Genomic DNA, 16,176 nt, shown 5'->3' on the forward strand with positions numbered 1-16,176 from the left:
CTTGCACCGCCCTGACGGGTAGGAACATCATGCGCTCCTACCCGTCGAGGCGCTGTGGTTCCGACCGATAGTTGGCCAGCCGGTCCTGAGAAGCCCCAGGTCAGCAACTGGCGACGGTTCATTTTGGCCAGCCTGTCGACGGATAGCTGGCCAGTCGGTACCCCGAGATTGGTCAGCGCGGGTCCGAGTGAGTGGCTTGTGGAGCACCTCGTCCCGGCCCGGCGTGATCGTCGGCCATGAACATCGCGTGATCGCCGACGAACTCGTCCGGTTGATGACCGATGTTCCTGGGTCTATGGCGTGGTCCAGAAAGATCAACGGTCGTCTGATCAGAGCGAGACTGATCAGACGACCGTGTGGCACGAGCCGGCTCTTCGGGTCAGACGGTGCGGCCGAAGTAGGCGGCGATCCGGTCGAGTGCGGGGGCGTCCTGCGCGGCGGGCTTGGACGGGCCGAACATGCCGGTCTGGGGGCGGATCTCGTCGGGGTAGTTGCCGTACCAGGTCTGGTAGACCGCCTCGACGGCGTCCGGGTCACCGACGCGGTCCTGGCCGGTGGCGGTGGCGAGGTCCCAGCCGTGCAGAACGGCTTCCAGCAGCTGCAGGTCGGCCAGGCGCGGCCCCATGCCGCCGCCGGGCAGCGGCATCTGCCGCTGGAGGGCGCCGTCACTCCGCCAGGCGTCCAGGACGTCCTTGACGCCCTCTGCGTAAGCCTCGCCGGGCTGCCGGTCGCCGATGTTGTCGCGGGCGAAGAGGGAGAAGTCGGGGGCGGCGCCCTGGGCGAGGGTCACGTAGTAGGGGTTGCCAGCCACGAGGTGGTTGGCCAGGGCCCGCACGTCGAAGTCATCACACGGTGTGGGCTGCCCGTACTGGTCGGGGGTGACGTTGTCCAGCAGCTTCGTCGTGTGGGTCAGGGCCTTTTCCAGCAGCTGGATGTCCTGGGACATGATGATCGCGCCTCTCCGTCGAATGGGGTGTGGATGCGCCTGCACGGCGGCCGTCAGGCATGCCGGACCACCTCCGCCCCTGCCCGGGCCCGGGAGCACCGACAACAAACCCAGATTGCACCCCATATAGGACACATCGTGTCCCCATTGAAACGGGCAACGCCGTGAATCGCTCCACCGCTGGCACCCAGCCGAGGGAGCCACCCGGTACGGACCGAGATATCCATAACCTTCAGGACAGCCCGACCGCACTGCCCGCCAACTCACACGCTCAGCCCAGCCAACTCAGCCGCTCACCCGCCACCTGAAGTGCTCAACCGAGTGAGTCGGTCCGGGATGGTGGCCCTGCGTCGACTCGCTTACGCGGCGCGATGGTCTCGGAACCACTGCGCGACCTCGTCGGCGTGGGTGTCCGGCGGGAAGACGGGATAGAAGACGTGCTCGATCGTGGCGCCGCGCAGCACGAGGGTGAGGCGCCGGTAGAGCGTCTGGCCGTTGGCCTCAAACGTCGGGAGCTTCAGTTCGTCGGCGAGCGTGAGCCGGGGGTCGGAGAGCATCGGGTAGGGCAGGTGCAGCCGTTCCACGAGCGCCTGCTGATAGTCGGCCCGGTCCGAGGACAGGGCGAGCACCCGGTCGACGCCTTGCGCCCTCAATGCGTCGAGGTTGTCGCGGAAGCTGCAGGCCTCCTGGCTGCAGCCGCGGGCGCCGGGGATCTCATTCCAGCCCTCCGGGATGTCGGCGACCGGGTCTCCGGTGAGGGGGTAGAGGAACAGCACCCAGCGCCCGTCGGAAACCGCGTCCAGGCGTATGGCGGCGCCGTCCGTGCCGGTGAACGACAGGGCGGGCAGCGTACGGCCCGACAGGTGGGCGGCGGCGCCGTCGTCCACCGGGGCCGGCAGATCGGCGGGCAGAGGGTCGGCCTGGGGCAGCATCTCGTCGGGCTCCTTCATGGGCTCAGTGGCAGGGGTGGGGGTGGGGAAACCTCGCCGGGCCGCCGCGTCCCGGCGGCGGACCAGCTGATCCCGGCTGTGGGTCAGCCGGGCGACGAGCAGGTCGAGCGCATCGATCTTCTGCTGGTAGGCGGCCAGCGACTCCGCGCAGTGATCACCCTCGTCGTGTCCTGCGCGCAGGCAGGAGAGAAACGGCTGGGTCTCCCTGGGGGCGAGGCCGAGCGTCCCGAGGCTGCGGATCTCCTCGGCCAGCCGAACGTCCTGCGAGGTGTAGTCGCGGTAGCCGTTGCCCGCACGGCCGGGACTGAGCAGCCCGCAGTCCTCGTAGTACCGCAGCGCCTTGATCGTCACTCCGGCGGCGGCCGCCGCCTCACCTGCACGCATGTGCACCTCCTCGTCGTCCAGAACGCTAAACCCGGACCCCGGGGTCCGGGTCAAGGGTGGACTGCAGGCCTCCGCCGGGCGGCCGCTCGCCAGCGGGCCCCTTCCCCTTGTCTTGCCTGAGCACTGGACCGCCCCGCTGGACGAACTCGACGCACCAAGACGGCAAATGCGGCGGGACGCGCCGATCCGCCTCGTCCAGATGGCCACCGGCTACTCCCGCCGCTCCGCCGCCAACTACCTCGGATTCCCCCTGGGGTCGCTCCACCCGCCCGCCGACCCTCTCCGCGCCTGGCAGATGCAGCCAGGCAACGCCGAGGCGTACCAAAGCGCCCTCCACCGCGTCGCCGAGATCGCCATCGCCGAAGCCCAAAGCGGTAGAGCGGCCGTACGAGGGCGAGTCACTCCCGGGGGAGGCGGAGTCTTCCGCCACCCGCTCCTGGCTGTGGAAGTGAAAGCGAACACCGCTTAACGGCAAGATTGGGCAACGCTTGTCGATCACTGGGCCGGAAAGTGTTGCTGAGAACTGACACCACTGGCGGGGCGTGTCGTCCCTCCCCATCTCATGTGACATCGCCCTGCCTCAGCTGGCGTTGTCTGATTCGCGTGTCAGGGACAAGATCACACGAGGCGCCGGTCGCTCGCTGAGCGTAGTGCTATCCAAGGTCAGTGACGACTTCCAAGGTCCCCAGCGGACCTCTCGGTGCGGTGCTGTGTGACCTCGACAACGTGATCCGTTTTTGTGACACGAGCCACCTGGCAGAACTGGAGCGTGCTGCGGGGTCGGCGGAGGGGGCGACCGTGAAGGTGGCCTATGCGCCAGCATTTCGCCGCCGTCCGCGGAAGCAAGCGCGACGTGGGCTACGACGACCGGGCCGGGCTGCTCGTAGCTATCCCACCAGACGCCCCGGTAGCGGGCGGGCCGTCTCGCGGTCGACAACTCGCGCGACGCGGCCATGAGGTAGGTCCCGAGAGGTCTCCCGGACCTGTCCGACACTCTCGTAGAACTCGACTCGCACTCCCAGATTGATCATGTGGGGATCCTGGCACCCTGACTCAGCGGCATCCTGGGGTTCCGGCGGATCGGCTGGGAAGCGCCTCAGGTTGACCTTGTTGCGGGCGATGGCCTCCAGTGGCCGTATCCGGCGGCCGGCGCCTCTGCGTCGGACAGGTCGGCCCGGCCGCCTGTCTCTCCTGACGGCTCCTGCCGAGCGTCGGTGTAAAGCCCCGGACCGTCACGGTCCGGGGCTTCTTTGCTACTGGCTGGCTTCGGCGTGCTCCCGGATCGCCGACGCGACGGCCGCCAGGCCCTCCCCGATCGCGTCGGTCTGCTTCTCCTGGCCCTCCCAGCCGGCCGCCGCGTCCGTCCTGCTCTCCGCGTAGTCGCCCCACACGCGCTTCTCCGGCATCCTTGTCCCTCTCCCCTGCCGCCGGTCCGTCCGGCGGGCGCCTGCACCCTCCTCCCTCCTCGACCAGGGTGAATCGCCTCGAGCCGGAGGCTGGCCGCGCCCGATCTGGCCAGCTCTGCGACAAGGACGGGCTGCCGCTGCGCGAGATCGTCGCCGCCCCGGAGGCGGAGGACATCCGGCCAGTGCGTTTCGATCCGCCTCAGGTTGACCTTGTTGCATGCCACGGTCTCCAGCGGCCCGTATCCGATGGCCGGCCCCTCGCTGTCGGGCAGGTCGCTGAAGCGTGGGGCAAAGCGGGGCCGTGACACGTAACCCCGTCAGAACAACGTGCCAGGGGCGGAGCGCTGCGGCGACCTCCTGCGTGCGCGCCGGTTCGGGGCGGGTCTGCCAGCGTCCGCCCAGCCCCCCCACTCGCCACCGACCTCAGAGGTCACCTCCAGCCCGGCAACGGTGTCCGCCCAGGGGGCTCGCTTGGACTGGGTCGACCGTCGCACGCGGAGCAGGGTCCGGGCCGCATGCAGCTCTTCCGGGCTCAAGGCAGAAGGCCAGGTGATGGAGGTGCAGGCGCTGCAGGAACTGGAACGGGAACTCCCGCGGTGGTCTGCCCGCGCTCCGGCGGGCGTGAGCCGCCGGATCTCCTGTCCATCCAGAGTGCGCTCGGGGTCGGAGTGGAACCACCCCGTGCGGCCGTCCGCACCGACGACTGCAGAGACGCTCGAGCGCCGTGTGACAACCGTCGGGGCACCGCCCAGGCGGTCTTCCTCCGCACGGCCCCAGGCCCGTTCCCATTCCCGCAGCGCCACTCCCTTTACTCCGCAGGTCTGGGCAAACGCGAGGACGAACTGGACAGTGGGGCGACCGCCTTCCTGGCGGAGGAACCGCCCGACGGTGGCGTGGGCCAGGACGCCACCGCTGGCGGTCTCCAGCTCCCGGTACGGCCGGGCGCCGTCCTTCTGGTAGAGGTCGACCAACGCCGCACGCAGTTCCGCGAAGTTGCGCACATATCGAGGATGCGGAACGGGCCCATCACAGCCACGGACAGCACGGTAGCGGGCGCGCTTCCACAGCCGCTCGGCCTCACCGGGGTCAGTTCCGCAGGCCACGGCGTAGGCCCGGACGGTCTTGAGCTTTGGCACCTGTTCTCCGGACACGGCCCGGATCAGCGTTGAGGCGCTGCACCCGGAACGCGCGGCAAGCTGCTTGTAGTTCAAGCCCGCCCGGGCGCGCTGGGCCCGCAGACAGCGGGCCAGCTTCTCCAGCTCTCGTTCACACGGGGCGATGGGGTTCTCCCGTCGTCCCATAGGTCAGCCCTCCGCCGTCACGGTGCGCTTGCCGGAGCGTGCCCGGCGGACCAGGCGGAAGCCTGTGTCCAGCGTCTCGGCGAGCAGCACCAGGACGGACAAGGCCGGCATCCCCGCGAGGGCGAGCAGCACGGCCAGGATCAGGACGACCACGACGACGGTGGCCTCTGGCCCGGTCAGCGGCCGCTCGCCGGGCACCACGCAGGCGGCGCGTGCGGTGTGAGACATAGTTCTCTCCCGTTCGATTTTTGGGCTCCCCAACTGGTCCCTGCACACAGGCGGTTGCCGTCGCCTATGCGAGTGACCTTGCACCCACGATGTTGGCGCACCCTGAAGGCCCTCCTGACCCATCCCTGGCCTACGACGGGGTATAGGCCCATCCCCGTCTCAGACTGGACACTGCGGATCCAGACCCTTGAATGCATGAATTTCGCAGGTCAGCGCCGGGACTACCTGAGGGTTGCGCCGATTCCGTCTCAATCGCGGTTGTGTACCCGTGCGGTACTGCCGATTCTGGTTACACACCACGTGTCAAAAGCGTGGTGTTTCATCCCGTCGCCCCGTGGGCTCCCCTACGACTTCGGGACATTGCTGCGGGTGGCCGCGTTGCCGCGAGGGCCCCCGCGATCGCCGGTCCATACAGATACCGACATGGCGCCGAGGGGTCGGTGACATCGCAGCCGACCCCTCCGCAGTGCACGAGCCGGACTCGTCGGGTGCCAAGGACACCGGCCTGCTCCAGTTCGCCAGGAGTCAGCTCGGCCGCCGCTATGAGCGCCGAGGGCAGGTGAGTCTCCAGCGCACCAAGGTGCCTGCGACGCGCCCTCGTTGTACGCGAACTCAGTGAGCGCCCACTGCCCAGGCCTTGGTGGAAACAATTGTTCCACTGTCCTCGGGGAGACAAGCGTCATCTCGGCTGGTTGTCGGGGTCAAAGCTGCCCGTCCCGACAGCCGCTACCGGATGCTGCGCAGGTGGACTTGGCGGGCGGTGACCAGGGATCGCCAGCGGTCCCGGGCAGTGTGTGCGTCGTCGAGCCACTGGATGGTGCTTTCGGCGGGGTGGGGCAGGTCGCCCATGGCGGTGGCGGTGTCGACGTAGTGGGCGAAGTCGCCCGTTCGCGGTTGCCTCGCGCAGGCGGTCGATGGTGGCGGTGAGGTCGTCGTGTACGCCGCGTACGGCGTGGTGGAAGGCGATGGCGGTCTCGATGAGTGGGGAGAGCCAGGGAAGGCCGGCGACGGTGGCCTCGGTGTGCAGGACGGTGGCCCGGTCGGTGAGGTTGCGATCGGTGCCAGCGTCGCGCAAGAGGGCCGCGACCGCGGCGTAGAAGGTGGTGGCGCGTTGGCCGAGCGGTTCGAGGAGCTGGTGGGCGAGGGCGAGTTCGTCGGTAGCGCGGACGGGGTCGGTGAAGGCTGTCACCAGGGCGAGGAGGGTCTGGGCGATGGCTCTCGCCTGGGGCGTTGTGGTGTTCGGCTTCGGTCCGTGCGGCTTCGAAGGCGGCGATGGCGCTGTCGATGTCGATGTCGCCGTGGGGCCACCTGATGTGGGCGAGGACACGGTGGTGGCGGCCCTTCCAGCCCAGGGTCGGGATGGCGTCGAGGGCGGTGGGAAAGTCGCCCCGGATGCGGGCGAGGTTGGCCAGGCCGCGGCGGCCACGCGGAGCGAGCCGGCCGCCTGCGTCGGCGACCTTGCGCATGCCTCGAGGGCCTCGCCGGTGCGGCCGAGATCCTTGTGGGCTTTGGCCCGGGCGCCGGGGGCCGGTCGTCCGGGTGCGGTGTTCTGCTCGTCGGCTTGTCGTTCCAGGTCACCGGCCGACGAGGCCAGGCGCCGGGTCGGCAATCAGGTGGATACACCCATCTCGCCTGAGGAGAAGGTCAGCGCGATCCAGGCCCTGGCCCGCGATGAGCAGGTGGTCGCGGCGGTGACCACTGAGGTCTTGCGCCGTCCGAGGGCCTGGTGCACCTCCTGCCCGACCACGGCGACACCACCGCCCGCTGCGGCTTCACGGACTGGCACAGCTACGTCACCTGCGTCGACTGGTTCGAGGAGCGCACCTGCCCCGTCTGCCTCGCCGACCTCGCGCTCGACCACGGCGCCGAAATCCCCACGGAGGTCCTCGCCGAGCTGGACGAGATCGCCGCGCCCTGGCCGGGCCGCTGGCTCCTGCGCCCCCGCGAGGGCGACCGAGAGCGCGTCGTCGGCGTCTGCGCCGGCCCCGGCGGCTGGGACGAAGGACTCGCCGCCCTCGGCGCCCGGTACGACGCCGTCGGCTTCGACCCCTCCGGCGACGCGTGCGCCACCGCCGAGCGAGCAGGGCACCGCCGCATCGTCATCGACATCACCCTGCTCGACCCCGAGCACCCCGCGCTGCGCTGGACCGTCGGCGTCGTCATCTCCCCGCCCTGCCTGGCCTGGTCGACCGCGGGCAAGCGGGCCGGACTCACCGCGCAGTCCCTGAAGGTGCTCGCCGCCATGCTGCGCGCCGCCGGGGAGGCGGCCGGACACGGCGGGTACCGCGAGCGCTCCGGGGCGACGTTGGCCGACATGCGCGCCATGGCAGCCGACATGCCGGACCCGCAAGCCGGACTCGTCGCCGAGGTGCTGGTCTGGGCGCTCGGCCTCCAGCTCCACGGCGAGACCCTACGGTGGGTCGCCATGGAGCAGTCCGCGAACCTGCCCGAAGAGGTGCGGGAGGCGGTCTCGTTCGAGCTGGCCCTGGCTGGCTGGTCCCAGCAGCAGTGGGTGGAGCTGGATGCGGCCGACAACGGGGTGGCCACGACCGCCCGTCGGCGCGGTCGTCCTGCGCGCCCTGACCGGCCGCCCGTGGCACCGGCCGGTCGGTGAGTACCTCGGCCGGGTCTACGATGGAGGCGAGGCCTCGGCGCCGGTCGAGGTGCCGCAGCAGCGCAGTCGGTGCGCCCCGGCGGACCTGATGGCGCTGGCCGCGTAGCCAGTCCAGGGAAGGCGGCGGAGTCGCGTACCTGCGCCGCCGGCGGTCGGACCGCCACCGCGGAGCGGGGCGCCCACGGCCGGACAAGTCCTAGTTGAAGATCATGAAATCGAATTCAACGGTGATGGGTTCGTCCCAGAGCACATCCACCAACATGGAAATCTTGCCATTTCGCGCGATGGTGTTCATGCAGTAGATCGGTGCGGACCCCTGGACCGGCAATCCGTTCTTAAGTTCGAAGGCGGTCACGGCGATAAGCGAACTGCTTTTACTCGGGGCGATATTGAAGTCCAACCAATGTCTTCCGCGGAGCGTAACAGTGCTCACTAGGAGGTCCACGGAGCTGGCGACGACGCGCGCTCCGACCTGGGATTTGGATTCCGATCCCTTTGCAGTGGTCGGCAGTTCAGGAAGATTGACAGTTTCCGACTCGTCGTTCACGAGAACCCCCTTGCCGCTGCACCGCCCGACAGGGGAAAGTGGGGTGCAGAGTCATGATCAATCCGAGCTCTGCACGCGGCTGCCCCCTCCCCGAGCCATGCAGAAATTTGTTGAGGAAAGCCGGTGATGTTTGAGCTCATTCCTTGCCTCCCTTCCCTCAGGGTAGGCCAAGGAAAGAGCACCTGCCACGCGAACAGTCGCGACCCGAACGGGCGCAACCCGTCAACTCCCCGCTCGGGTTGTTGCACTGGGCGTACATGGCTCCTTAATAGGGCCTCTTCACAGCTCATCAAGGTGCCAGCGTTGCTCCTCCTCCGCCAACGCTCTCGAGTCGGGTGCTCGGCGACGGGCATGTTCGCTCCAGGCAACAGCCAGCAGGATGAACGTCTCGACGTCTTCCGGGCGCTCCGCCCCTTGTTCGTCGATCAGTGCCGACAGCTCGGCGGCCGTCCCCTCGCCGTCGCCGCACGCGGCGCATAGGACCGCCGCCTCCCTGAATCCGCGGACCGGCTTGCCGTTGTGCCCGTGCCAAGTGTGGGGGAAGCGGGCTGACACCAGGCCGGCATTCCCGCACTGCGGGCAGTTGGGGGTGTCGTCGGTCTCCTGGCGTGCGGTGGTCGCGGCCGGTCGGTCGGCGGTCATGTCGTGCCCGCCCAGGCCTCGGGGCCGAACGCGCCCTTGATGTCGGAGGCGAGGGTCGAGGCATTCACCAGCCTGCCGAGCGCGTACACCGTCGTCGTCTGCGGAGACCTGACACGCAGGTGCACCGGCGACTCGCCGGGATGAGCGCCCAGGATGCGCTTCAGCTCCGCGACAACAGAGGCGTTGACGCGTCTCACCGCGGGCTGCTTGCAGGAGTTGTTCGCTCAGGTGAGGAGTTTCGCGAGCGCGGCCATCTCGGTGGGCGGGTCGATCACCGGCTGGATGATGAGTTCGTCGATGCCGGCCTGTTCCAGGGTGGTGATGCGGGCGAGGAGGTCGTCGCGGGTGCCGACCAGGGCCAGGGTGTTCATCAGCGAGGGCAGAACCAGGTCCCGGTCCTGCGGTGAGATGCGTCCGAGGTAGTTGGGGTAGAGCTTGGTGTGCCGGTCCGGCGCGGTGGCGGTGGTGCCGCGCCGGTCGAGGAGCCGCCGCACCACCTCGCGTACCTCAGGGCTGAGTTGCTGGGCGAAGGCGGTTTCTTCGGCGGCTGTGTCGGCGGCGAAGGCCAGCAGCGACAGGACGAGGTGGCCGGTCGCGTCCCGGGCCGCGACGCCGTGGGGGTCCTCGTCCTCGTCGAGTATGTGGAGCGAGGTGACCACATAGGAGTCCGTGTGGGAGTCGGGGGCGCGGGGTGCGTCTTGGGCGGCGTGGCGGCGGGCGTCGTGCAGCGCGTGCCAGGCGGTGGGGTCCAGCAGGCCGAATGAGATGAGGCCGGTGCCGCGGCGGCCGGCGACGGCGGCGGCCTTCGGCCCGAGCAGCGCCGCCACGACGAACTCGATCGGGTCGGCGGTGTTCACGTGCGCCCTGGTGTGCAGGAACCGGATGTCGCGGACCCGGTCACCTTCGCGGTACTCGGTCGAGCGTCCGGCGCACAGGTCCTGCAGTGCGGCGGTGAAGTTTTCGAGCCTGGCCGCCGTGGTCGGCCGCATGCCCAGGGTGCGCCGGGCGGTGTTTCCGGTGCCGACGCCGCAGATGATCCGACCCGGTGCCAGGGCGTTGAGGCTGGCGAGCCCGCTCGCGGCGGCCGGAGCCGAGCGCAGCGCCGGTGAGGTCACGCCGATGCCGAGCCTGATGCGGCTGGTGGCCTTCGCGCACAGGCTCAAGGCAACGAAGGGATCGCCGTGGACCATCGGGGTGTCGTTGACCCAGAAGCTGTGCAAGCCCAACTCCTCGGCCCGCACGGCGAGGTCCTCCACTCCGGGGTGCGCGCTGACCACGATGCCTGCACGCATCACAACCTCCAAGGTAGGCGGATGGAATCGAACCGGCTCAGCATGACAGGTCCCGGCGCAGCAGTGGCGGCGACGGCCGTCAGGCCGACGTCGACCACCGCGGCGCCCCGGGCTCGGATCGCGGCAGCCGCGGCGCGGGCGCCCTCGAAGAGGGAGTCGATGACGTCGGCGCCGGCGACGAGGAGCACGCGGGCACTTGACTGCCAGCCCTCGCGCAGCTGCGCCAGAGACCGCGCGCACGCCTTGGCCGGGCGGGTCTGGCGGGCGGCGATCCGTTCGACTTCGCCCGTGCCCGCTCGGAGACCACAGGCGCGCACTTCAAGTTCCCGTCGTCGTCGATGTCACTGCCGACGGTTCGATAGTGCTCGCCGACGACATGGAGCCCGAACTGCAGGTCGTACCAGGTGCGGTAGCACGCGCAGCTCGACCTGCACACGGCCGAGGAACGGTCCGTGTCCTAGTCCACGCACGGCTGGAACAGCTTCGGAATCATCACGCTGTCCACGAGCGTGGCATGCACTGCGCTCGGGACGCACCGCTGAAGCTTGCCCCGCCACTTCTGCCCGTACGGGGTCTTCTGCCGCCGGATAGTCACCGTGGCGTTCAGCGAGGTGCACGCGACGCCGAGCCGGGGCTCGGTGTAAAGGACGAACTGGGTGTACCCCTTGGTCGGGTCGGTCAGGTTCAGCTCACTATGGGTGTAGCCGGTCAACGCTGCTCCCCTTCAGGTCTGCGGGTTGACTTGTTCCGTTTGGCGACGATGCCAGTGGCCGCATGATGAAGCCTCTATTTGTTGATCATGCCGATCGGGGCTCACCGAACCGCTGGTAGGCGGTGTGGTCTGTTCGTGTCATGGCAGAGGGGCGGGAGAGGTCAGTTGGCCACTGTCGAAGAGCGCGTCAAGAGGATCATCAGGGAGCAGCTGGATGTCGATGAGAGGGACGTGAAGGGAGACGCCACCTTCATCGACGATCTCGGTGCGGACTCCCTGGGCGTGGTGGAGCTGTTGCTGGCCAGCAAGGAAGAGTTCGGCATCGAGATCCCTGACGAGGAAAGCGAGAAGCTACGCACCGTGCAGCAGCTTGTGGACTACGTCAACGCCCCTCAGGGGTAGCCGCAAGGCTCCGAGCCCCCAGGCCATGTTCGCCTGGGGGCTCTTCGCCTCATTGACCAAGAAGTCACCACGCCCCTACCGCCGGCCACGTGCCGATGCGCCCGCCTCTAGCATCACGCCGAGCATGGTCGGCCGGCCTGGGTCACTTAGGAGGAAGTTCGGCGGTGACCTCCATGGCCCACTGCAGCCAGTCGTCCAGGACGTCATCGTCCAAGGTCGACTCGTCCAACACGACCCAGCCCCTCTGCTCCTTGCCACGCATCTCCAGCGTCCTCGCGCCGGGACGTGCCAGGGCTTCGTCCATCCCCTCCTTCCCCACACGCACCATCAGCCCCTCGTCATACAGGTTGGCCAGCGCGTTGCCCTGGAGGAGGAAGGTCAGGCCGGAGAACATCTTCTTCGCGACCACCCCCTCGGGCTCCAGCCGTTCCTTCACCCGCTCCGCCAGCACTTCGTCGTACGCCATGACCACCACGCTCATCCCGTATCTCGGTACCTGTGCCACATGCCTCACCATGCCCGCACCTTTTCCTCGCCGCATATGGGGCTTTGCCCCGCTCACCCCATGTGCTGCCGCCAAGCGGCATGTGGCGTCACCGGTCAGGTGGTGCCCCAGGCGGCGCTGATGCAGAAGGGCTGACCGGAGGGGTCGAGTAGGACGGTCCAGTGTTCGCCGCCGGGCTGGTGGGACGGCTTGGTGGCGCCCAGTTCGATCAGTTGCTTCTCGGCTGCTTCGACGTTGTCGAAGGCCAGGTCGAGGTGGAAGGCCAGTTCCTGGTCGGGCCAGTTGGGGGCCTGGAAGGACTGTGCCGTGTAAAAGATGTACATCGTCCCGTTGGCGGTGACGGGGAAGGCGGCTTCGTTGCCGTTCTCGTCCGGGTAGGCGTCGCCGACCTGTGTGCCGAGGGCGGCGGCGTAGAAGGCGGCCAGCTCCCGGCCGTCGGGCGCCCAGATCGCGTACGAGCTGACCTTGCCCGCCAGCCCCCTGTGAGCGTTGTCCGTTGTCATGGGTCTTCTCCTTCGTCATCGGCATGTCAGATGTGCGGTAGGCGGGGCTGCTCTCCCGGCCACCGACGACGTGAGCCCGCCGTTTAGCTGCGCGGCTGGTGCGGCTGCAGGATCTCGTGGGTAGTGCCGGAGTCGTCGCGGAAGCTCGTGGAGATGCCCCACGGCTTGGGCTGCGGCTCGCCGAGGAAGGTCACACCCCGCTCCGACAGCTCCTTGTAAGCCGCCTGGCAGCCCTCGACGGTGAACGTGCAACCCGCGAGCACACCCTTGGCGAGCAGCGCCTTGAGCTGCTCGGCGGACTCCGAGTCCATCAACGGCGGTCCCGGAACCATCAGGGTGAGCTGCAGATCCGGCTGGTTCTTCGGACCCACGGTGACCCAGCGCATGGCCTCGCCGAACGGCACATCCATGCGCTCCTCCAGGCCGAGCTTCTCAGTGAAGAACGCCTTGGCCGATTCCTGGTCCACCACCCAGGTCACGACGGTGTTCACTCCAGTGATCATGATCTCTCCTAATCGCGTGCAGCACGCCTTGCGCTCGGTGAGGGCGCGCCGCCTTCAGTGGTTGAGGAGCCCTGACCAGGGCAGCCGTCGTCCGGCCCTGCGCTCCGTTGCCCACGCAGGGTGATCGACTCATTCCGTGTCACCCCGGGGTGGAACCCGAGATTCCGCCAGACGGCGATGCCCGCCGAGGAGACTCCGGACTCCCGAGAGCCGGCGATCTCGAACGACAACTGCCGGGCGACCTGGCCGTCACCGCGGCTGGCCGCTCCGGCAGGAAGGGCTCCCGCCGCCCGCCGAGGTACCTCCTCGACGCTTGGACGGTTTCCACGCTAGGGCCCCTTTAGGACACCTCACGTCACTAGTGCCTGCCATCCTCAAAACATGACTCAGGACCTGCCCGCCCGGATGCTGCGCCTGCTGTCTCTGCTCCAGATGCGCCGCACATGGTCCGGCACCGAACTCGCGACACGCCTCGGCGTCACCCTGCGCACCATCCGCCGCGACATCGACCGGCTCCGCGATCTCGGCTACCCCGTCGAAGGCACCACCGGCACCGCCGGCGGCTACCGCCTCACCTCCGGCACCGACCTGCCACCCCTCCTGCTGGACGACGAGGAAGCCGTCGCCATCGCCGTCGCCCTGCGCACGGCCACCAGCGGCGTCACCGGAATTGAGGAGACCGCGGTGCGCGCCCTGGCCAAGCTCGAACAGGTCCTCCCACAGCGGCTACGCCACCAGGTCACCGCGATCCAGGCCACCGCCGCCCCGCTACCCGTCCCCTGGAGCACCGGGCCCAAGCCGACCCCACCACCCTCACCACCCTGGCCACAGCCTGCCGCGACCACGAGATCATCACCTTCACCACCAGCAGCGGCACCACAGGAGCACGCCGGGCCGAACCGCACGCCCTGGTGGCCGCCACCCCCGTCTGGTACCTCGTCGCCTACGACACCGACCACGACGAATGGCGCCTCTTCCGCGTCGACCGCCTCACCGACCCCACCCCCACCGGCCACCGCACCACCCCACGCGAGCTACCCGCCCCCGACACGGTCGCCTACGTCGCCGAGCGCCTGGCCGCCGCCCCTGCCCGCTACACCCTCCACGCCACCGTCCCCGCCGACGCCGAAACCGTCCGCACCCGCACCTACTCCCTCCCCAACCGCGTACAACCCATCGACGACCACACCAGCACCCTCGACCTCGCCGCCAACAACCCCCACCACATCGCCGAACAACTCCTCGGCGTCGACTTCGGCCCCACCCACACCATCCACGGCACCCCCGAACTCGCCCCCTACCTGGAAAAACTCGGCCACCGACTCCTCCGCGCCGCCCACGCCCTCAGCAGTCAGAGCGAACACGGCAGCGGCAAACACGAGACGGAGAACGGGATCCACAAGGACGACTAAGTGGTCAACGCTCGAATTCCTTCGGGGGTTGACCCCAGAACAGGATTTGTGGCGAGACCGGTCCGGGTGTCTTGGTTGCAGAGCGAGGCTGCTGCCAGGGTAGGGCCGCCGTGTCAGCGCCGCCGCTACTGCTGCCGGCCCAGGCGCTGATCGCCCAGTAAGGGGTGTCGTTGACGGTAACCAACAGTCCATGGCGGGCCCGGGTTCAACCTGGTACGACTCCTGCCGTCCACCTACCGATTCCGGTGGGCGTGGATGCAGAACGGCCGTTCGCACCGTGGCTACTGCTGCTCCCACTGCTCCTTGGTGATCTCGTACCGTACGCCTCCATACTCGGAGCCCTCGATCATCTCCATGTCGGAGGGCGTAGGGATGGTGTCCGCGAGCATCATTCCGAGCTTCTCCATGATGTTGCGCGAACCGTGGTTCACGGACATCGTCGCAGCCCAGACCATGCGCACACCGAGCTCCGTGAACGCCTTGCCCAGCAAGGCCCGCGAGCCCTCGGTGGCATAACCCTTGCCCCAAGCCGCCTGCCGCAGCCGGTAGCCGAGTTCGGCTTCATCCAGCGGGCCCTCCGGCTCGGGACGCAGGTGGAACCAGCCGATGAACGCGCCGCCGTCCTTCTCGTGCGCGGCGAATAGTCCGAGGTCGCCGCCCCACTTCTCGTAGCCGGCGAGGATGTTCGGCAGGTTGCGCTCGCAGACGAGCTCCGGCGCGGTCGGATTGCCGCCGGTCAGGTAGCGCATCACCGCCGGGTCACTGTCCAGTTCGATCAGCAGGTCCGCGTCATCGGCAGTGAAGCGGCGCAGGGCCAGGCGCTCGGTCTCCAGGTAGGTGTTCACGAGTCGATCATGCCTGGGGCAAGTCGGACAGCCCAACGGTTTTCCTCGGCAACTCGGGGGCTTTGCCGTGACGCCGCAGGATATAGAGACGGGTGCGGCTTGGTGCCGGCCCGTTCCCCGTTGCCCCCGAAGGATCGGTCGCTTTCCTCCATGCCCCTAAACCCAAGATCATTCCCACACAACTACCGGACCACAGGCCAAACGCTCGAACACCGAACCAAACGCGCCCCCAGTCCATGCCCATCACGCCCGCACACAGCCGCTTCAACCGTCCCGAGTCCCACTCCAAAGGCGGGACTCCAGACCAAAGCAGTCCAGCCCCCTGAAGATCGCTGCTCCGTCACAGTGGTTCACTCGATCAGCTGCACCCGGGACGAAGGTACCCACAGGGACGTGCATGGTGAATTCATGAACACTACTCAGACGAATCGCCCGAAGAAAGCCGTTGCGCGAATATTCACGGCCGGCGCCGCCCTGGGCCTCGCTCTCGCCGCCACAGCGGCCACCACCACCTCCGCCGCAGCCGTGACACCCGCCCCCCACGGCGCCACCGCCTCCAAGTCGAGCCCAGCCGGCGACCACGACGACGGCTGGGGCAACACCTGGGGCCAGGGCAACCACGGCGGCGGACACAAAGGCGGCGGACACGGCGGCAACGACGGCGGCGACGACTGCAGCGGACTCATCGTCCTCCTCTGCCTGTGACAACAATCCGCACGGCTCGGGACGGTTCGGGCCAGGCGGACCACGCACCGCGGCAGGAAGGACGATCCGCAGGAAGGACGCCGGCGGGCGACGGACGAGCGGGGGCACACGAAGGTTGCCGTAATCCGGCAGGCCACAAGCTGCCCCCCCCCGGCTCACGCCCCTCCCCCTCCCCCTTCTCTCGCCTCGCTGCCGTCCCCGCGCACCCAAAGGACGGGCGCGGGAACCTCGGTGGTGGCCCCCTGTGAGGTGCGTGAGTGGTGCCTCATAACCTGTTGG

19 protein-coding genes and 3 pseudogenes are annotated in these 16,176 nt (G+C 68.6%); 6 read left to right on the forward strand and 16 right to left on the reverse strand.

What is annotated here, in order from left to right; translation table 11 throughout:
• Nucleotides 1–379: 379 nt before the first annotated feature.
• Nucleotides 380–946: a TIGR03086 family metal-binding protein gene (locus ACZ5XZ_RS19225; protein WP_468979472.1), complete on the reverse strand. Its 567-nt coding sequence runs from the start codon at nucleotides 944–946 to the stop codon at nucleotides 380–382.
• A gap of 359 nt (nucleotides 947–1,305) precedes the next feature.
• A complete protein-coding gene (locus ACZ5XZ_RS19230) occupies nucleotides 1,306–2,280 on the reverse strand; it encodes a redoxin family protein (protein ID WP_468979474.1) in 975 nt (324 codons plus the stop codon).
• Between the two features lie 666 nt (nucleotides 2,281–2,946).
• Between ACZ5XZ_RS19230 and ACZ5XZ_RS19235 the strand changes: the two are divergent.
• Nucleotides 2,947–3,099: pseudogene (locus ACZ5XZ_RS19235) on the forward strand (HAD family phosphatase); the annotation flags it as partial.
• A gap of 434 nt (nucleotides 3,100–3,533) precedes the next feature.
• On the opposite strand, the gene ACZ5XZ_RS19240 reads toward ACZ5XZ_RS19235, so the two are convergent.
• The 4 genes from ACZ5XZ_RS19240 to ACZ5XZ_RS19255 all read right to left on the reverse strand — a co-directional run bounded on the left by ACZ5XZ_RS19240 (nucleotide 3,534) and on the right by ACZ5XZ_RS19255 (nucleotide 6,404).
• Nucleotides 3,534–3,686, reverse strand: a complete 153-nt coding sequence (locus ACZ5XZ_RS19240; protein WP_468979475.1) for a hypothetical protein — start codon at nucleotides 3,684–3,686, stop codon at nucleotides 3,534–3,536.
• Nucleotides 3,687–4,003: 317 nt separating this feature from the next.
• Nucleotides 4,004–4,987: a helix-turn-helix domain-containing protein gene (locus ACZ5XZ_RS19245; RefSeq protein ID WP_468979477.1), complete on the reverse strand. Its 984-nt coding sequence runs from the start codon at nucleotides 4,985–4,987 to the stop codon at nucleotides 4,004–4,006.
• A gap of 3 nt (nucleotides 4,988–4,990) precedes the next feature.
• The gene (locus tag ACZ5XZ_RS19250) at nucleotides 4,991–5,215 is read right to left on the reverse strand and encodes a hypothetical protein (protein WP_468979478.1); all 225 of its coding nucleotides are present in this window, start codon (nucleotides 5,213–5,215) and stop codon (nucleotides 4,991–4,993) included.
• Between the two features lie 679 nt (nucleotides 5,216–5,894).
• A complete protein-coding gene (locus ACZ5XZ_RS19255) occupies nucleotides 5,895–6,404 on the reverse strand; it encodes a hypothetical protein (RefSeq protein ID WP_468979480.1) in 510 nt (169 codons plus the stop codon).
• 22 nt (nucleotides 6,405–6,426) lie between these two features.
• On the opposite strand from ACZ5XZ_RS19255, the pseudogene ACZ5XZ_RS19260 reads away from it, so the two are divergent.
• Nucleotides 6,427–6,927, forward strand: a pseudogene (locus ACZ5XZ_RS19260) (DUF6192 family protein); the annotation flags it as partial.
• A 14-nt stretch (nucleotides 6,928–6,941) separates the two neighbouring features.
• Complete coding sequence (locus ACZ5XZ_RS19265; RefSeq protein WP_468979482.1) at nucleotides 6,942–7,829, forward strand: hypothetical protein; 888 nt, start codon at nucleotides 6,942–6,944, stop codon at nucleotides 7,827–7,829.
• Between the two features lie 196 nt (nucleotides 7,830–8,025).
• On the opposite strand, the gene ACZ5XZ_RS19270 is transcribed toward ACZ5XZ_RS19265, so the two are convergent.
• The 6 genes from ACZ5XZ_RS19270 to ACZ5XZ_RS19295 all read right to left on the reverse strand — a co-directional run bounded on the left by ACZ5XZ_RS19270 (nucleotide 8,026) and on the right by ACZ5XZ_RS19295 (nucleotide 11,022).
• Nucleotides 8,026–8,376, reverse strand: a complete 351-nt coding sequence (locus ACZ5XZ_RS19270; protein ID WP_468979484.1) for a hypothetical protein — start codon at nucleotides 8,374–8,376, stop codon at nucleotides 8,026–8,028.
• A gap of 279 nt (nucleotides 8,377–8,655) precedes the next feature.
• Nucleotides 8,656–9,018 (reverse strand): DUF6300 family protein, encoded by a 363-nt coding sequence (locus ACZ5XZ_RS19275; protein WP_468979487.1) that lies wholly within the window; start codon nucleotides 9,016–9,018, stop codon nucleotides 8,656–8,658.
• Nucleotides 9,015–9,215, reverse strand: coding sequence for a hypothetical protein (locus tag ACZ5XZ_RS19280; protein ID WP_468979489.1), 201 nt, complete (start codon nucleotides 9,213–9,215; stop codon nucleotides 9,015–9,017). The genes ACZ5XZ_RS19275 and ACZ5XZ_RS19280 overlap by 4 nt, the downstream gene beginning before the upstream one ends.
• Nucleotides 9,216–9,242: 27 nt before the next feature.
• Nucleotides 9,243–10,310 (reverse strand): LLM class flavin-dependent oxidoreductase, encoded by a 1,068-nt coding sequence (locus tag ACZ5XZ_RS19285; RefSeq protein ID WP_468979490.1) that lies wholly within the window; start codon nucleotides 10,308–10,310, stop codon nucleotides 9,243–9,245.
• Nucleotides 10,310–10,627, reverse strand: coding sequence for a hypothetical protein (locus ACZ5XZ_RS19290; protein WP_468979493.1), 318 nt, complete (start codon nucleotides 10,625–10,627; stop codon nucleotides 10,310–10,312). Before ACZ5XZ_RS19290 ends, ACZ5XZ_RS19285 begins: the two co-directional genes overlap by 1 nt.
• A 140-nt stretch (nucleotides 10,628–10,767) precedes the next feature.
• A complete protein-coding gene (locus tag ACZ5XZ_RS19295; RefSeq protein WP_468979495.1) occupies nucleotides 10,768–11,022 on the reverse strand; it encodes a hypothetical protein in 255 nt (84 codons plus the stop codon).
• Between the two features lie 165 nt (nucleotides 11,023–11,187).
• On the opposite strand from ACZ5XZ_RS19295, the gene acpP reads away from it, so the two are divergent.
• Complete coding sequence (acpP, locus tag ACZ5XZ_RS19300) at nucleotides 11,188–11,424, forward strand: acyl carrier protein (protein ID WP_468979496.1); 237 nt, start codon at nucleotides 11,188–11,190, stop codon at nucleotides 11,422–11,424.
• Nucleotides 11,425–11,566: 142 nt separating this feature from the next.
• Here acpP and ACZ5XZ_RS19305 read toward each other — a convergent pair whose 3' ends face one another.
• The 3 genes from ACZ5XZ_RS19305 to ACZ5XZ_RS19315 all read right to left on the reverse strand — a co-directional run bounded on the left by ACZ5XZ_RS19305 (nucleotide 11,567) and on the right by ACZ5XZ_RS19315 (nucleotide 12,935).
• A complete protein-coding gene (locus tag ACZ5XZ_RS19305; protein ID WP_468979497.1) occupies nucleotides 11,567–11,941 on the reverse strand; it encodes a TfoX/Sxy family protein in 375 nt (124 codons plus the stop codon).
• Nucleotides 11,942–12,024: 83 nt separating this feature from the next.
• Complete coding sequence (locus tag ACZ5XZ_RS19310) at nucleotides 12,025–12,432, reverse strand: VOC family protein (RefSeq protein ID WP_468979499.1); 408 nt, start codon at nucleotides 12,430–12,432, stop codon at nucleotides 12,025–12,027.
• 83 nt (nucleotides 12,433–12,515) lie between these two features.
• Nucleotides 12,516–12,935: a VOC family protein gene (locus ACZ5XZ_RS19315; protein WP_468979502.1), complete on the reverse strand. Its 420-nt coding sequence runs from the start codon at nucleotides 12,933–12,935 to the stop codon at nucleotides 12,516–12,518.
• A gap of 381 nt (nucleotides 12,936–13,316) precedes the next feature.
• Here ACZ5XZ_RS19315 and ACZ5XZ_RS19320 point away from each other — a divergent pair.
• Nucleotides 13,317–14,347, forward strand: a pseudogene (locus ACZ5XZ_RS19320) (helix-turn-helix transcriptional regulator).
• Nucleotides 14,348–14,628: 281 nt separating this feature from the next.
• Here the strand turns inward: ACZ5XZ_RS19320 and ACZ5XZ_RS19325 are convergent.
• Nucleotides 14,629–15,192, reverse strand: a complete 564-nt coding sequence (locus ACZ5XZ_RS19325) for a GNAT family N-acetyltransferase (RefSeq protein WP_468979503.1) — start codon at nucleotides 15,190–15,192, stop codon at nucleotides 14,629–14,631.
• Nucleotides 15,193–15,600: 408 nt separating this feature from the next.
• Here ACZ5XZ_RS19325 and ACZ5XZ_RS19330 point away from each other — a divergent pair, with 408 nt between their 5' ends.
• On the forward strand, nucleotides 15,601–15,897 hold the full coding sequence (locus tag ACZ5XZ_RS19330; protein WP_468979504.1) for a hypothetical protein: 297 nt from the start codon (nucleotides 15,601–15,603) through the stop codon (nucleotides 15,895–15,897).
• The last annotated feature ends 279 nt before the right edge of the window (nucleotides 15,898–16,176 follow it).

The sequence above is a fragment of the Streptomyces sp. NPDC033270 genome (genome assembly GCF_055576575.1).

Excerpts from the sequence above, each read along its gene's own strand:
- ACZ5XZ_RS19225 (WP_468979472.1), bottom strand. The coding sequence starts at position 946 with ATGTCCCAGGACATCCAGCTGCTGGAAAAGGCCCTGACCCACACGACG.
- ACZ5XZ_RS19230 (WP_468979474.1), bottom strand. The coding sequence starts at position 2,280 with ATGCGTGCAGGTGAGGCGGCGGCCGCCGCCGGAGTGACGATCAAGGCG.
- ACZ5XZ_RS19240 (WP_468979475.1), bottom strand. The coding sequence starts at position 3,686 with ATGCCGGAGAAGCGCGTGTGGGGCGACTACGCGGAGAGCAGGACGGAC.
- ACZ5XZ_RS19245 (WP_468979477.1), bottom strand. The coding sequence starts at position 4,987 with ATGGGACGACGGGAGAACCCCATCGCCCCGTGTGAACGAGAGCTGGAG.
- ACZ5XZ_RS19250 (WP_468979478.1), bottom strand. The coding sequence starts at position 5,215 with ATGTCTCACACCGCACGCGCCGCCTGCGTGGTGCCCGGCGAGCGGCCG.
- ACZ5XZ_RS19275 (WP_468979487.1), bottom strand. The coding sequence starts at position 9,018 with ATGACCGCCGACCGACCGGCCGCGACCACCGCACGCCAGGAGACCGAC.
- ACZ5XZ_RS19285 (WP_468979490.1), bottom strand. The coding sequence starts at position 10,310 with ATGCGTGCAGGCATCGTGGTCAGCGCGCACCCCGGAGTGGAGGACCTC.
- ACZ5XZ_RS19305 (WP_468979497.1), bottom strand. The coding sequence starts at position 11,941 with ATGGTGAGGCATGTGGCACAGGTACCGAGATACGGGATGAGCGTGGTG.
- ACZ5XZ_RS19310 (WP_468979499.1), bottom strand. The coding sequence starts at position 12,432 with ATGACAACGGACAACGCTCACAGGGGGCTGGCGGGCAAGGTCAGCTCG.
- ACZ5XZ_RS19315 (WP_468979502.1), bottom strand. The coding sequence starts at position 12,935 with ATGATCACTGGAGTGAACACCGTCGTGACCTGGGTGGTGGACCAGGAA.
- ACZ5XZ_RS19330 (WP_468979504.1), top strand. The coding sequence starts at position 15,601 with ATGAACACTACTCAGACGAATCGCCCGAAGAAAGCCGTTGCGCGAATA.